At 73.5% G+C, this 14,258-nt stretch carries 14 protein-coding genes; 9 read left to right on the forward strand and 5 right to left on the reverse strand.

Going from position 1 to position 14,258, the window contains the following annotated elements; genetic code table 11:
- Window positions 1-38: 38 nt before the first annotated feature.
- Window positions 39-830, reverse strand: a complete 792-nt coding sequence (gene hisN, locus AB0J86_RS24530) for a histidinol-phosphatase (protein WP_363859939.1) — start codon at window positions 828-830, stop codon at window positions 39-41.
- A 51-nt stretch (window positions 831-881) separates the two neighbouring features.
- Between hisN and AB0J86_RS24535 the strand changes: the two genes are divergently transcribed.
- Window positions 882-1,424, forward strand: coding sequence for a DUF2087 domain-containing protein (locus AB0J86_RS24535; RefSeq protein ID WP_363859940.1), 543 nt, complete (start codon window positions 882-884; stop codon window positions 1,422-1,424).
- 60 nt (window positions 1,425-1,484) lie between these two features.
- Here AB0J86_RS24535 and rsgA read toward each other — a convergent pair whose 3' ends face one another.
- Together rsgA and aroA are read right to left on the reverse strand one after the other, a co-directional pair.
- Window positions 1,485-2,612 (reverse strand): ribosome small subunit-dependent GTPase A, encoded by a 1,128-nt coding sequence (gene rsgA, locus AB0J86_RS24540; RefSeq protein ID WP_363859941.1) that lies wholly within the window; start codon window positions 2,610-2,612, stop codon window positions 1,485-1,487.
- On the reverse strand, window positions 2,582-3,883 hold the full coding sequence (aroA, locus tag AB0J86_RS24545) for a 3-phosphoshikimate 1-carboxyvinyltransferase (protein WP_363859942.1): 1,302 nt from the start codon (window positions 3,881-3,883) through the stop codon (window positions 2,582-2,584). The genes rsgA and aroA overlap by 31 nt, the downstream gene beginning before the upstream one ends.
- A gap of 173 nt (window positions 3,884-4,056) precedes the next feature.
- Here aroA and AB0J86_RS24550 point away from each other — a divergent pair, with 173 nt between their 5' ends.
- The 7 genes from AB0J86_RS24550 to AB0J86_RS24580 all read left to right on the forward strand — a co-directional run bounded on the left by AB0J86_RS24550 (window position 4,057) and on the right by AB0J86_RS24580 (window position 9,772).
- Window positions 4,057-4,812: an SOS response-associated peptidase gene (locus AB0J86_RS24550; RefSeq protein WP_363859943.1), complete on the forward strand. Its 756-nt coding sequence runs from the start codon at window positions 4,057-4,059 to the stop codon at window positions 4,810-4,812.
- A gap of 246 nt (window positions 4,813-5,058) precedes the next feature.
- Window positions 5,059-5,451 (forward strand): WhiB family transcriptional regulator, encoded by a 393-nt coding sequence (locus AB0J86_RS24555; RefSeq protein ID WP_363859944.1) that lies wholly within the window; start codon window positions 5,059-5,061, stop codon window positions 5,449-5,451.
- Between the two features lie 36 nt (window positions 5,452-5,487).
- Window positions 5,488-6,102: an alpha/beta family hydrolase gene (locus tag AB0J86_RS24560; protein WP_363859945.1), complete on the forward strand. Its 615-nt coding sequence runs from the start codon at window positions 5,488-5,490 to the stop codon at window positions 6,100-6,102.
- A gap of 329 nt (window positions 6,103-6,431) precedes the next feature.
- Entirely contained in the window at window positions 6,432-7,247 is an 816-nt protein-coding gene (locus AB0J86_RS24565) for a sigma-70 family RNA polymerase sigma factor (RefSeq protein ID WP_363859946.1), read from the forward strand.
- A 3-nt stretch (window positions 7,248-7,250) separates the two neighbouring features.
- Window positions 7,251-7,535 (forward strand): mycothiol system anti-sigma-R factor, encoded by a 285-nt coding sequence (gene rsrA / locus AB0J86_RS24570; RefSeq protein WP_363859947.1) that lies wholly within the window; start codon window positions 7,251-7,253, stop codon window positions 7,533-7,535.
- 447 nt (window positions 7,536-7,982) lie between these two features.
- Window positions 7,983-8,198, forward strand: a complete 216-nt coding sequence (locus AB0J86_RS24575; protein ID WP_363859948.1) for a biotin/lipoyl-binding carrier protein — start codon at window positions 7,983-7,985, stop codon at window positions 8,196-8,198.
- Window positions 8,199-8,350: 152 nt separating this feature from the next.
- Window positions 8,351-9,772, forward strand: a complete 1,422-nt coding sequence (locus tag AB0J86_RS24580; protein WP_363859949.1) for an MFS transporter — start codon at window positions 8,351-8,353, stop codon at window positions 9,770-9,772.
- A gap of 147 nt (window positions 9,773-9,919) precedes the next feature.
- Here the strand turns inward: AB0J86_RS24580 and AB0J86_RS24585 are convergent, their stop codons facing one another.
- On the reverse strand, window positions 9,920-10,504 hold the full coding sequence (locus AB0J86_RS24585) for a TetR/AcrR family transcriptional regulator (protein ID WP_363859950.1): 585 nt from the start codon (window positions 10,502-10,504) through the stop codon (window positions 9,920-9,922).
- Between the two features lie 116 nt (window positions 10,505-10,620).
- Here AB0J86_RS24585 and AB0J86_RS24590 point away from each other — a divergent pair, with 116 nt between their 5' ends.
- Window positions 10,621-12,228 (forward strand): MDR family MFS transporter, encoded by a 1,608-nt coding sequence (locus AB0J86_RS24590; RefSeq protein WP_363859951.1) that lies wholly within the window; start codon window positions 10,621-10,623, stop codon window positions 12,226-12,228.
- A 170-nt stretch (window positions 12,229-12,398) separates the two neighbouring features.
- Here the strand turns inward: AB0J86_RS24590 and AB0J86_RS24595 are convergent, their stop codons facing one another.
- On the reverse strand, window positions 12,399-14,213 hold the full coding sequence (locus AB0J86_RS24595; protein WP_363860013.1) for a tetratricopeptide repeat protein: 1,815 nt from the start codon (window positions 14,211-14,213) through the stop codon (window positions 12,399-12,401).
- Window positions 14,214-14,258: the final 45 nt, after the last annotated feature.

Below are 14,258 nucleotides of genomic sequence, written 5' to 3' on the forward strand. Positions count from 1 at the left end.
GCGAGGATAGAGGTTGGTCGCGCGTTCCGCGCGGCGGGTCAACGAAGCCGTTGCAACAGATCTTCGTGCAGCCTGCCGTTGCTGGCCACGGCGCTGCCGTCGCCCGGCGCGGGTGCGCCGGAGAGGTCGGTGAAGGTACCGCCGGCCTCGGTGACGATCGGGATGAGCGCGGCGACGTCCCAGAGGGAGAGTTCCGGCTCCACCATCGCGTCCACCGCGCCCTCGGCCACCAGCATGTAGCCGTAGAAGTCGCCGTAGGCGCGGTTGCGCCAGCTCTGCCGCATGATGTCCAGCATTCCGTCGAGGCGCCCGCGCTTCTCCCAGCTCATCAGGTCGCTGTAGCTGAAGCTGGCGTCGGCGAGCCGCCGTACCCCGGAGACCTTGATCGGGCTGGCCGCGGCGGGATGCCGGCCCGCGTACGCCCCGTGGCCCGTCGCTGCCCACCAGCGGCGGCCCAGCGCCGGCGCGGAGACCAGCCCGACCACCGGCCGGTCCCCCTCCAGCAGCGCGATCAGGGTGCCCCAGACCGGTACGCCCCGGACGAAGTTCTTCGTACCGTCGATCGGATCGATCACCCAGCGGCGGCTGCCCGGCCCGGCCGGCGCCTCCGACGCGCCGAACTCCTCGCCGAGCACCGCGTCCCGGGGACGGCTGCGGCCCAGCGTGGAGCGGATGGCCTTCTCCACGGCGGTGTCCGCGTCGGAGACCGGTGTGAGGTCCGGTTTCGACTCGACGTGCAGGTCGATGGCGCGGAACCGGGCCATCGAGATCGAGTCCGCGGTGTCGGCCAGCACGTGGGCGAGGGAGAGGTCGTCGGCGTAGCCCGTCATGGCCGGAAACGTAGCTGATGATTCCCGGCGACACGCGTAGGGTCCTGCGGCATGACGCCCGAGACTCTCGTCGGCCTGCTCGCCGAGCCGGACCGGCTGTCCGTCTTCGCCGCGATCGTGCTGGGTGCCGACACGCCCACCGAGGCGGCCCGTCGCGCGGGGTTGGATCCGCGCCGCGCCGCCGCCGCGATCCGCCGGCTGGAATCCGGGGGCCTGGTCACCGCCGACGGCGGCCGGCTGGCCGCGCGGACCGAGGCATTCAAGACCGCGGTACGCGAGCACGCCCCCGACCCGAAGCCCGATGCCGACCTCGACCCGGACCCCGGACGGGCCGCCGTGCTGCGCGCGTTCCTCGCCGACGGCCGGATCACCCAGCTTCCGGCGTCCCGCGGCAAGCGCCGGATCCTGCTCGAACACCTGGCGGCGGCGTTCGAGCCGGGCGTGCGCTACCCGGAGCGGGAGGTGGACGCGGTGCTGCGCGCCTGGCACGACGACCACGCCGCGCTGCGCCGCTACCTGGTGGACGAGGCGCTGATGGCGCGCGAGGACGGCGTCTACTGGCGGATCGGCGGCCCGGTGGAGTACGCCGACTGACCAGACGCGTCGATCTAGGGCAAATCGGGGTGATTGGAGATCAAACCACGGGGATTTGCCCTAGATCGACGGGGAAGCCGCCGGTGGCGGGTCGGTGTCGCCGGCCCGGGAGGCGAGCAACCTCCGGTACGAGGCCAGCCGCCGCTCGTCGGCGTGCCCGGCGGCGACCCAGGCGTCCAGCCGGCAGTCCAGCTCGTTCGCGGTGTGCTCGCAGTTGGCCGGGCACTCCAGCGACCCCTCGATCAGGTCGGGGAAGCCGTGCAGCAGGCTCTCGGCCGAGACGTGGGCGAGCCCGAAGCTGCGTACCCCGGGGGTGTCGACGATCCAACCGGGGTCGCCCTCGACGTCCGGCACCGGCGGCAGGCGCAGCGCCACCGCGCTGGTCGAGGTGTGCCGGCCACGCCCGATCGCGCTGACCGTACCGACCGCCCGCTCCGCCTCCGGCACCAGCCGGTTCACCAGCGTCGACTTGCCCACGCCGGAGTGCCCGACCAGCACCGACACGTGCCCGGCGAGCAGCCGCCGCGGCTCGGTGAGGTCGGAGTCGGGGCGGACCAGCACGTACGGCAGGTCCAGCTCGGCGTAGTAGCCCAGGACGGCGTCCGGCGCGGCGAGGTCGGCCTTGGTGAGGCAGAGCAGCGGCTCGATCTCGGCGTCGTACGCCGCCACGAGGCACCGGTCGATGAAGCCGGTACGCGGCGGCGGGTCGGCCAGCGAGCTGACGATCACCAACTGGTCGGCGTTGGCCACCACGACCCGTTCGAGCCGCCCCTCGGCGGTGGTCTCGTCGTCGTCGGCGGTACGGCGCAGCACCGAGCTGCGCTCCGAGATCCGGACGATCCGGGCCAGCGCGCCGGGCGCGCCGCTGACGTCGCCGACCAGGCTCACCCGGTCGCCCACCACCACCGACTTGCGGCCCAGCTCGCGGGCGCGCATCGCGGTCACCGTACGCGGGGGCCCGGCGCCCTCGTGGTCGTCGCGCACGCAGGTGTAGCGGCCCCGGTCGACGGCGACCACGAACCCCTCGACCGCGTCGGAGTGGCGGGGCCGGGTACGGGTACGCGGGCGCGAGGAACGGCCGGGCCGGACGCGGACGTCCTCCTCGTCGTACTCGCGCCGTTTTCCCGCCGCCAGGGCCTTCCCCTCTCCTCCGCCGCTCAGCTCTCGCCGCTCACCATCGCTGACCATAGTGCCGGGAACTCGGGCAGGGTCTTGGCGGTACACCCCACGTCGGTCAGCTGGATGCCGGGCACCGTCAGCCCGAGCACCGCCGCCGCGTGGGCCATCCGGTGGTCGTCGTAGGTCCGGAACGTCCCGCCGTGCAGCGGCCGGGGGCGGATCGACAGCCCGTCCGGCGCCTCGTCGACCTCGGCGCCGAGCCCGGTCAGCTCGTGGGCGAGCGCGGCCAGCCGGTCGGTCTCGTGCCCACGGATGTGCCCCACCCCGCGCAGCCGCGACGGCCCGTCGGCCAGTGCCGCCAGGGCCGCCACCACCGGCGTCAGCTCGCTCACATCGGAGAGGTCCGCGTCGACGCCGTGCACGGTGCCGGTGCCCCGCACGGTCAGCCCGTCGGTGTCCTGGGTCACCTCGCCGCCGAGCTGCCGCAGCAGCGTACGCAGGGTCTCCACCGGCTGGAGGCTGCGTCGCGGCCAGCCGAGCAGCGTCACCGACCCCCCGGTGACCAGCGCCGCCGCGAAGAACGGCACCGCGCCGGAGAGGTCGGGTTCGATCTCCCAGCCGCGACCGGAGAGCCGCCCCGGTGCCACCGCCCAGACGTCCGGGACCGTGTCGTCGACCGCGGCGCCGGCGGCCCGCAGCATCTGTACGGTCATCCGCAGGTGCGGCGCGGAGGGGACCGGCGGGCCGACGTGGCGGATCGTGGCGCCCCGGGCGAAGCCGGGGGCGGCGAGCAGCAGCCCCGATACGAACTGGCTGGAGGCGGAGGCGTCGATGACCACCTCGCCGCCGCCGATGCCGCCCGCGCCGTGCACGGTCAGCGGCAGGCCGTCGCCGGGGGCCGCCTCGATGCGTACGCCGAGCGAGCGCAGCGCCCCGACCAGCGGCCCGAGCGGGCGGGACCGGACGCTCGGGTCCCCGTCGAAGCTGACCGGCGCGTCGGCGAGCCCGGCCAGCGGGGGCAGGAAGCGCATGATGGTGCCGGCCTGGCCGACGTCGATCTGCGCGGGCCCGTGCAGCGGGTGCGGCCGCAGCACCCAGCGCTCGTCGTCGGAGTTGGAGACGTGCGCGCCGAGCGCGCGCAGGCCGCCGGCCATCAGCTCGGTGTCGCGGGCGCGCAGCGGTCGCAGCAGGGTCGAGGGGCCGTCCGCGAGAGCGCTGAGCACCAGCGCCCGCGCCGTCATCGACTTCGAGCCGGGCAGGCGCAGGGCCGAGGTGACCGGCTCGGTGGCGCGCGGTGCGGCCCAGGGACGGGGTGGGCGGGTCGCGGTCAGGTTCGGCACCCGTACATTCTGCCGTGCTCCGCTGGCGGGCGGTGATCGCCGTCCCCTCCTCCCGTAGACCGGGACGGCGGGGAGGTTCGTGTCCGCGCGCCCGGTTCGTCGGGAAGATCGCTGAAAGCTCGCTCTGGTGCGCCGGGACGGCGAAATGATCGTGCGAGCGCTAGCGTGTGGCCATGTGCGGGAGGTACGCGACCACGCGGCCGGCGGCCGACCTGGCCGCCGTCTTCGAGTCGTACGACGAGACCGGTGACCGGCTCGCCGCCGACTACAACGTCGCGCCCACCGACGCCGTGCCGGTGGTGCGCCGCGACGACGAGCCCGACGCCCGGCGCCTGCTCTCGCTGGCGCGCTGGGGTTTCGTACCGAGCTGGGCGAAGGACACCCGTGGCGCCGCCCGCATGATCAACGCGCGGGCCGAGACCGTCGCCACCAGCCGGGCGTACGCCTCCGCGTTCGCCAAGCGCCGCTGCCTGGTCCCGGCCGACGGCTGGTACGAGTGGGTCCGGCGCGACGGCGTCAAGCAGCCCTACTTCATGACCCCGCGGGACGGGGAAGTCCTCGCCTTCGCCGGCATCTGGTCGCGCTGGCGCGGCGGCGGCTCGCGCGGCGGCGGCGATTCGCGCGGGGACGGCGGCGACTCGCTGCTCACGTGCAGCGTGGTGACCACCGCGGCCCTTGGCGAGCTGGCCGAGGTGCACGAGCGGATGCCGCTGCTGCTGCCGCCGGAGCGCTGGTCGGCGTGGTTGGCCGGCGGCGGCGAACCGGCGGAACTGCTCGCCCCGGCCGGGCCGGAGTGGCTGGCCCGTATCGAGATCCGGCCGGTGGGACCGGAGGTCGGCGACGTACGCAACGACGGCCCGGGTCTGATCGAGCGCGTCCCCGTCCCGGCGGTACCGGAGAGCGAGCCGGTCGATCTGACGCTCTTTTAGCGCGCCTCCGACCGATCCCGACCGGATCGATGCCGACGCTCTGCGCGGTCGCTCAGCATATTGTCGTGCGCTGATTTGCCAGGGTTGTGGGTGAAACGTCGCCCAGTCTTTTTTCAGCTTCTCGGCAACCCCTTGTCTCCCCCCGGACGAGTGCGATAGAACACAGCGCCGGCAGTAGGCGTCGATTCGCACCGGGCGGATCGCGTCCCCCCTCGAACATGCCGGTCCCACGGGGGAGGTGGGTGAATGACACGGGCGCGGATGCCACGCCCGCATGAGGTCGACGCGGCGCGCCGGGACCCGAGGTTGCTCCGGGCGCTGCGGGAACAGACCTTCGACGAAGCCTGGCGTACCAGAGGTGCGTGCCAGAGCGTGGATCCGGAGACGTTCTTCCCGGCGCCGAGCGAGCCGGCCGACGCGGCGGTGGCGCTCTGCCGCACCTGCGACGTGCAGGGCTCGTGCCTGGCCTGGGCGCTGACGGTCGGCGACTGCCACGGTGTCTGGGGCGGGACGACGCCCCGGGAGCGCCGGGCGATGCTCGTCGCGTGGCGCGGTCAGGGGCAGCCCGATCCCGACGCCGTCGACGATCCCGGCCCGCCGGTACGCGACCGTCTGCTCACGCTGGTGCCGCTGAGCTGAGCCGATCCGGGCGGGTCGGCCCGGCAGAATGGCCCGGTGCGGCGTACCGAAGAAATCCAGACTCCCCGGGGCCCGGCGCGGGTCGACCTCGACCTGCCGGAGGGTGACCCGGCGAGCCTGCTCGTGCTCGGCCACGGCGCCGGCGGCGACGTGGACGCGCCCGACCTGGTCGCCCTCCGGGACGCGGCGGTCGCCGCCGGCGTCGGGGTGGTCCGGGTCACCCAGCCGTACCGGGTGGCCGGCCGCCGTGCCCCGGCGCCCGCGGGTCAGCTCGACGAGGCCTGGTCGGCCGTGGTCGGCGCGGTACGCCAGCGCCACCCGGCCGGCCCGGCGCTGGTTGTGGGCGGCCGGTCCAGCGGCGCGCGGGTGGCCTGCCGCACCGCGGTCGCGCTCGGCGCGGCCGGCGTCGTCGCGCTCGCGTTTCCGCTGCACCCGCCCGGGCGGCCGGAACGGTCCCGGGCGGACGAGTTGGCGACCGGACTGCCCACGCTGGTGGTCAACGGCGACCGGGACCCGTTCGGCGTGCCGGCCCCCGGACCGGGCGTACGGGTGGAGACCCGTCCCGGGGAGCGCCACGACCTGCGGCGCGACCCCGCCGGTACGGCGGCCGTGGCGGTCGCCTGGCTCCGCGAGCGGGGCTGGGCCCGCTGACCCCCGCCGGCTGACCCCCGCCGGCTGTGCTCCGCCGGCCGCTCCTGCTGCTGCCCGGCGGCGTCGCCCGCGGTTTCCCGCCGGCCTCGGCTCCGGTCCGCGCCTGCCGTTTCCCGGCGGATGGGTGATCGTTGCAACTCATGACGCCGGGCGCTCCGGGCACCGGAACCGGTTCGCGGGGGTACCCCGGCGTCATCCTCCCAGGCCCTTCCTGGTCCCAGCGGCGGTGCGCCCCGCCGGGGCCAGGGATGGGGCCAGACCCCGGAATGTCCGGCCCGGCCGCTGGCGTTACACCCCCCGGAAGCTATCCATGGCGAGGGGGTTGACCGGTGCCGACCGAGACACGGAGCCCGGAACGCGACGAGCGGGAAGCGCGACAGCTGGTCGAACTGCTGCACGGCCCCGAGTGGCAGGCGGCGCCGCCGCCGGTCGAGCCGGCCGGGGTGAGGACCGGCACAGGCACCCGAATGCGAGGTGCCGTCGGCGATTTGCGCGTATCCTCGGCGGAACAGCATTCGATTCGAGGGGACCTGCGGTTGACGCGACCTGAGACGACGGAAGAGCGCCGCGCGCGGTTCGAGCGCGACGCGCTGCCCTTCGTTGACCAGCTCTACGCGGCCGGGCTGCGGATGACCCGCAACCCCGCCGACGCGGAGGACCTGGTCCAGGAGACCTTTTTGAAGGCCTTTGCGGCCTTCCACCAGTTCGAAGAGGGTACGAACCTCAAGGCCTGGCTCTACCGCATCCTGACCAACACCTACATCAACTCGTACCGGCGCCGGCAGCGTCAGCCGATCCAGGCGCCGACCGAGGAGATCACCGACTGGCAGCTGGCCGAGGCGGAGTCGCACACCTCCAGCGGGCTGCGCTCGGCCGAGACCGAGGCGCTCGACCGGCTCCCGGACAGCGACGTCAAGCAGGCCCTCCAGCAGCTGCCGGAGGACTTCCGGCTCGCCGTGTACCTGGCCGACGTCGAGGGCTTCTCCTACAAGGAGGTCGCCGACATCATGGGCACGCCGATCGGTACCGTGATGTCGCGGCTGCACCGCGGCCGGCGTAACCTTCGCAAGCTGCTCGAGCGCTACGCCGCCGAGCGCGGAATCTCGGCCGCGCAGCCGACCGCCACGGCCGCCCGGGAGGTGTGACCGATGAGCTGCGGTGAACCGCACGAGACCGACTGCCGCGACGTGCTGGCCGAGGTCTACCTCTACCTCGACCTCGAGTGCGCCGACGAGCGCCGCTCGGTGATCCGGGACCACCTGGACGAGTGCTCCCCCTGCCTGCGCGAGTACGGCATCGAGCAGGAGGTGAAGGCGCTCGTGGCCCGCTGCTGCGGCAACGAGACGGCCCCGGCCGACCTGCGCGAGCGGCTGCGCACCCGGCTCGCCGAGTTGGTGTTCGAGACCGAGACCCGCGAGTACCTCGCCGACTGAACCGGGCTCGAACCGCCGACCGCACCGGGACGACGACAACCGAGAAAACGACACCGGCCCTGGACCGGGGCGGCCCGCTCAGGCCGCCCGGGTCCAGGGCCGGTTCGTGTGCGCGGAACTCCCGGTCAGGAGTTGGGGCGCTTGCCGTGGTTCGCCGCGCTCTTGCGACGCGCCTTCTTCTTCCGAGCCTTCTTCGCCATCCTGGCCTCCACTTCTCCGCTTTTTCTGCCCGCCACCCCGGGGAGCCGATCCGCTGATGTTAGGCCATGCGGTGCCGGCCGCCGCGCTCCACCGGTACGACTGGACGACGCCGGGCACATCCGGGCCGCGCCGGGCGGGCCCGGACGACGCCGGGACATCTGGACGAGAGCGTCGTCGTCCGCGCGCGAGCGGCCCCATGATTGGATACCGTTCGCACACACGCTCCGCAGATGAGGGAGGGCCGGAATGGCCGAGGAGATTCGCGCCGAGATGGTGGCGAACGTCTGGAAGGTTGTCGCCTCCGCGGGCGACACCGTCTCCGAGGGGGACACGCTCGTGATCCTCGAGTCCATGAAGATGGAGATCCCCGTCGTGGCCGAGTCCGATGGCGTGGTGCGGGAACTGGCCGTCAACGAGGGCGACGTGGTACAGGACGGGGATCTCATCGCCGTCATCGAGTGACCGTCCCGCCGGTGACCGGTTCCGCGCCGCTCCGGCTGGTCCGCGGGGTGCGGCGGGACCGGCGCGGCGGCTCTTCCCGACCGGCCGGGTGACCAGGGATCATTCGGATCGTTCCGGTTAGGGTGGGCATACATATCCCGGGAGCACGTCTCATGCGCAAGTGGTGGCCGCTGGCCGCGGTCGGTCTGGGCGCCTTCATGCTCCTGATCGATGTCACCATCGTCAACGTCGCGCTGCCGGACATGGCGCGCGAACTCGGTACGTCGTTCAGCGGGCTGCAGTGGGTGGTGGACAGCTACGCACTGACGCTGGCCGCGCTGCTGCTCGGTACCGGTACGGTCGCCGACCGGTTGGGGCACCGCCGGGTCTACGCCGCCGGGCTCGCGCTCTTCGGGGCGGCCTCGCTCGGCTGCGCCCTGGCGCCGTCGACGCAGCTACTGATCGCCGGCCGGGTGTTGCAGGGCGTCGGCGCCGCCGCGATGTTCGCCACCACGCTCGCGCTGCTCGGCACGACGTACCAGGGCCGGGACCGGGCGGTGGCGTTCGGCGTCTGGGGTGCGGTGAACGGCGCCGCCGCCGCGGCGGGGCCGATCATCGGCGGGCTGCTCACCGAGCACTTCGGCTGGGAGTGGATCTTCGCGGTGAACGTGCCGGTCGCGGTCGTGGCGATCCTGATCACCCTGCGGACCGTCGCGCCGGACCACGGCTCCCGCTACCGCCGGCTGGACGTGCCCGGCATGGCCACCTTCACGGTGGCGGCCGGCGCGTTGACGTACGGGCTCATCCGGGGCGGTGAGATCTCCTGGGCCGAGCCGCAGGTGTGGGGGCCCCTGGCGGTGGCCGCCGTCGCGCTCGTGAGCTTCGTCGCCGTCGAGCGCCGCTCGGCCGAGCCGATGCTGGACCTCGGGCTCTTCCGGCACCGTACCTTCGTCGGACTGGTCGTCGGCGGCGCGCTGCTCTCCCTCGGGGCGTGGGCGATGTTCCCGTACGCCTCGCTGTGGATGCAGAACCGGCTCGGCCTCGGGCCGGTCGCCACCGGACTGGTGATCATGCCGATGAGCCTGGTTTCCTTCGTCGTCCCGCTGGTCATGGGGCGGTTCGGGCACGCGGTCGCGCCGCGCTACTCGGTGACGCTCGGGCTGCTCCTCATCGCCGTGGGATCGCTGCTGCAGGCCCGGGTGCGCAGCGGTTCGACCGCCGGCGTCCTGATCCCGGGGCTGATCTGCATCGGGCTGGGCGCCGGCCTCTCGCTGCCGCCGCTCTCCTCGGCGGTGCTGGCGGCGGTGCCGCGCGAGCGGGCCGGCATGGCGGGTGGGGCACTGAACTCGGCCCGGCAGCTGGGCCTGGCGATCGGGGTGGCCGTGCTCGGTACCGTCTTCTCGAACCTCGCCACCGGCGGGGTCACCGGCCCGGGAACGTCCGTGGCGACCGCGCTGAACACCAGCTACCTGGTGGCCGGCGGGGCGGCGGTGCTGGGCGCCGGCCTGGTCTTCGCGCTGGTACGCACCCCGCGCGAGCCGGCGCCCGAACCGGGCGGCGCCCGCGCCGCGCAGGTGCCCGCGGCACGCGGCTGAGCGGGCCGGCGGTGCGCGGCTGAGCGGGGCCGGGGAGGCCGGCCCGGTCGACCGCGTGCGGGCGGCCCGGCGGCAGGCCGCACGCGGGCGGGCCCGCTCCGGGATCAGTCCGTCCGGGGATCCCGTCGGCCGGAGTCGGCCCCGGGATCAGTCCGTCCCGGCGGGCGGCTTCCCGTCGATCGTGTCGAGCAGTTCGTGGGCGACCTCCAGCGCGACCCGCTTGCGCTCCTCGTTGCTGAGCTCCGGCCCGCGTACGGCGAAGAGGCTGCTGTGGATCGAGAAGAGGGCCAGCGCCGCCCGCAGTTGGTCGGCCGGCGAGTCGGTGCCGCGGGAGAGTAGCCCGATCATGGCGAAGAGCCGCTCGCGCATCTGCTGGCCGCCGCTGAGGTGCTTGAACGCCGTCTGGTTCTGCTCGAAGAACCGCATCGCGGACGGCCCGTGCTGGAAGAACTCGTCGGCGTACTCGGCGATGATGGCGTGCCGGCCGGCCGCGTCGTCCGGCCGGGTGTGCGCCCGCTCGATGATCGCGTCGAGCCGGGCCAGCCGGTCCTCGACGACGCTGTTGACGATCTCTTCCTTGCTCTTGAAGTGGTAGTAGAGGGCCGCCTTGGTCACCCCGAGTCGCTCGGCGATCTCGCGTAGCGAGGTCTTCTCGTAACCCTGCTCGGTGAAGAGCTCAAGCGCCACGGCCTGGATGCGCGACCGCGTGCTCCCTGTGCTCTCGCTCACCATTACCACCTAACCAAGAAACCGGCTTGACGAAGGGCCTGCCCCAACTTACCGTACGGCTAGTAAGTATACTAGCCGGGCGGCAAGTAAGTAGATCGAAGCTTTGGGGGAGCGTACCGATGACCGCAACCGCACCGCCGGCTGCGGTACGACCGAACGTCCGGGTCGTACTAGCCGGCCTCATGATCGCGATGATGCTCGCGATGCTCGACAACATGATCGTCAGTACCGCGCTACCTCGTATCGTCGGCGAGTTCGGCGGTCTGAGTCACTTCACCTGGGTGGTCACCGCGTACGTGCTGGGCACCACCGTCTCGACCCCGATCTGGGGCAAGCTCGGCGACCTCTACGGCCGCAAGGCGGTCTTCCTGACCTCGATCGTCATCTTCCTGGTTGGTTCGGCGCTCTGCGGCATGTCCGGCTCCAGCATGTTCGGCGGCACCGCGGACGGCATGATGCAGCTGATCGGGTTCCGGGCCGTGCAGGGTCTGGGCGCCGGCGGCCTGATGGTGGGCGTCATGGCGATCATCGGTGACCTGGTCCCGCCCCGCGAGCGGGGTCGCTACCAGGGCATGATGGCCGGGATCATGGCGATCGCCATGGTGGCCGGCCCACTGGTCGGTGGCTTCATCACCGACAACCTCTCCTGGCGCTGGGCGTTCTACGTGAACCTGCCGCTCGGTGGCGTCGCGCTGCTGCTGCTGATCACCACGATGCACCTGCCGAAGTACCGTACCGAGCACCGGATCGACTGGATCGGCGCCGGCCTGCTCTCGGTGGGCATCACCGCGATCGTGCTGATCACCACCTGGGGCGGCAACGAGTACGACTGGGGCTCGCCGCAGATTCTCGGCCTCGCCGCGCTCGCGGTGGTGACCCTGGTCATCTTCGGGTTCGTCGAGAGCCGGGTGCCGGAGCCGATCCTCCCGCTCGCGCTCTTCGCCAACCGCAACTTCGCGCTGATCTCGGTGATCGGCTTCCTGCTCGGCTTCGCCATGTTCGGCGCGATGAACTTCCTGCCGCTGTTCCAGCAGACCGTGCAGGGCGCGTCGGCGACCAACAGCGGTCTGCTCCTGCTGCCGCTGATGTTCGGCATGCTGGTGGTCTCGATCGTGGTCGGCCGGGCGATCACCAAGACCGGCCGCTACCGGATCTTCCCGATCATCGGTGGCGTCGCGATGACCGCGGGCATGGGCCTGCTGATGCTGCTCGACGTGCACACCAGCAAGCTGGAGCTGTCCGCGTACATGGTCGTCCTCGGCGCCGGCATGGGCTTCCTGATGCAGACCACGATGCTGATCGCGCAGAACAGCGTCGAGCAGAAGGACCTCGGCGCGGCGAGCGGCGCGGCCACCTTCTTCCGGTCGATCGGCGGCTCGTTCGGTATCTCGCTCTTCGGCGCGATCTTCGCGAACCGGCTGCACGACTCGCTCGCGAGCCGGCTGGGCGAGCAGGTCGCGAACCAGTTCAGCGGCGGCGGCAGCGGCGGCGCCGGGATGGAGCCGGACGCGCTGAAGGCGCTGCCCGCGCCGATCCGGGAGGGGCTGCTCGCCAGCCTGGCGGACTCCATCTCCGGGGTCTTCGGCTGGGCCATCCTCTTCGCCGTCGCGGTGCCGGTGCTGGCCTGGTTCGTGAAGGAGATCCCGCTGCGCGGCGGCCCCGCCGGCGGCCAGCAGACGCCCGAGGAGGAGGCGGAGACCGCCCTCGCGTCCGCCCCGGTGCACTGACACCCGGCGCCTGACGCCCGACACGGGGCGCCGGGCGCCGTACCAGCGCCGATCATGGAGTTATGGTCGCGGAGACGCGGCTTGTGTGGCCGTCTGTCCGAGCCGCAACTCCACGATCGGCGCTGGTGCGCGTTCGGGGGAGGGGCGGGGCCGGAGGAACGCCGGGATGGTCAGCCGCGGCCGGTGAGCCGGCGCCAGAGCCGCCGGAGCCGGCCCTCCGGCCCCGGGCCGTTGGTGCTGGCCAGGACCCGGCGGGCCCGGGTGGCGGCGACCGGGTCCAGGTCGGGCGTGGCGAGCGCCAGGTGAGCCAGCGAACGGACGATCGAGACCGGCCGGTGCCGCGCCACGGCGATCCCGTCGGCCAGCCGCTCCGCCGCGACGGCGGCCACGTCCGCCCGGATCGAGGGGTCGACCCAGGCGGCGGTGAGCAGCGCGAAGAGCGCCGCCTCGGTGACCCAGTCCTCGACGCCCCAGACCAGGTCGACCAGGACCCGGCGCCGGGTCGAGTCGGGCCACGGTTCGTCGGTGTTGTGGTGCAGTAGCCCGAGGCAGGCCCAGACCTGGACGCAGCGTACCCACAGCGCCGGATCGTGCGCGGTCAGCGCCCGGCCGAGCGCGCTCTCCGGCGGGGCGGGCGGATGCACCAGCAGCCCGAGCAGGTCGTCGAGGGGGAGCGTGGCGAGGCTGACCGCGCTGTCGTACGCCGCCGGCGGGTGCGGCCAGGCGGGATGGGCCAGCCGGCGGATCCGTTCGACGGCGGCCTCGGAGGGCGCCGGCAGGAGCGGCACCGCCACCGGGCCGTCGTACCGCCACAGCCGGCGGGACGAGGGCCGGCGGGGTTCCCGGATGTCCGGGGTCGGGATGGCGGCGACCGCCACGTCCAGGCCCGGCAGCGCCGCGCTCATCGCCCGCATCGCGCTCGGCGGTTCCAGCCCGCTCAGCCGCAGCTGACCGTCGGTCGCGGGGCCGTCCGCCGCGAGCACCTGCCGCAGTACGTTGATCACGGCCTCCCCGGCGGCCGGCACCTGCCCCAGCCAGGGCTGGCCGTGGCAGCACTCGGCGAGGTCGTTGTGCTCGTGCGAGTCGTCCGGATGGTCGCGCTGGAAGTCGGCGAGGGCGACCAGCTGCGCCAGCTCGCCGTCCCGCTGGTACCGCAGCCGGTGCCCCGTGTGCACGGCGCAGTCGAAGGTGGGGTCGCGGGCGAGCGCCTGGTCGATCCAGTCGATCGCCTCGTCGAGCCGCCCGTTGTCGGCGAGCGTGCCGGCGATGTCGGCGTAGACGGAGAGGTCCGCCGGATCGTGGTCGACGGCCCGGCGCAGCGCGGCGAGCGCGTCGGCGGTACGGCCCGCGCTGCGGTACGCGTAGCCGAGCCAGACCTCGGCCAGCTTCGACGGCGACTCCCGTACGCCACGGGTGGCCCAGGTGACCGCCAGGTCGGTCTCGCCGAGCCGGCGGGCCAGCGCCGAGGCCGCGCCGAGCAGCAGCCCGTGGCGCGGGTACGCGGCGACGGTGTGCCGGGCCAGCCGCAGGTACGGCAGGAGCGGCCCGCGCTCGTCCTCGGCGACCGGGTCGGGTACGGCGGCGCAGACCTGCATCAGGATCCGGGCGATCCGGTCGGGCGTGACCCGGCCCGGCAGGTCCGGGGCGCCGACCCAGGGCACGCCGGCCCAGTCGACGGCCGGCGCGTGGCTGGTGGCGGCCGCGAGCAGTTCCAGCCCGTCGGCGGGGTGCCCGGCGGCGGCGAGCAGATGGGCCCGGGCGACCACGGCGCCGATGAAGGCGTGGTGCTGGTCGAGCGGGAAGAGCTCCACCCCGCCGTCGGCCCGCGCGGCGAGCTGGGCGAGCACCTCGTGCACCTCGGGCAGCGTGGGGGTGTGCACGATCGCTCCGGCCAGGTGTTCGGCGGCGTGCCGCAGGTCGCCTTCGCCCAGCGCCAGCCGGGCCAGGGCCAGCTCGCCCTCGGCCGACAGGCGAGGGTCGTCCATTCCCTCGGACACGTCCGGCTTCTCCGCTCCCCCCGGGTCGTCGTC

Source organism: Micromonospora sp. NPDC049559, assembly GCF_040676675.1.
Lineage (GTDB): Bacteria > Actinomycetota > Actinomycetes > Mycobacteriales > Micromonosporaceae > JBFAPK01.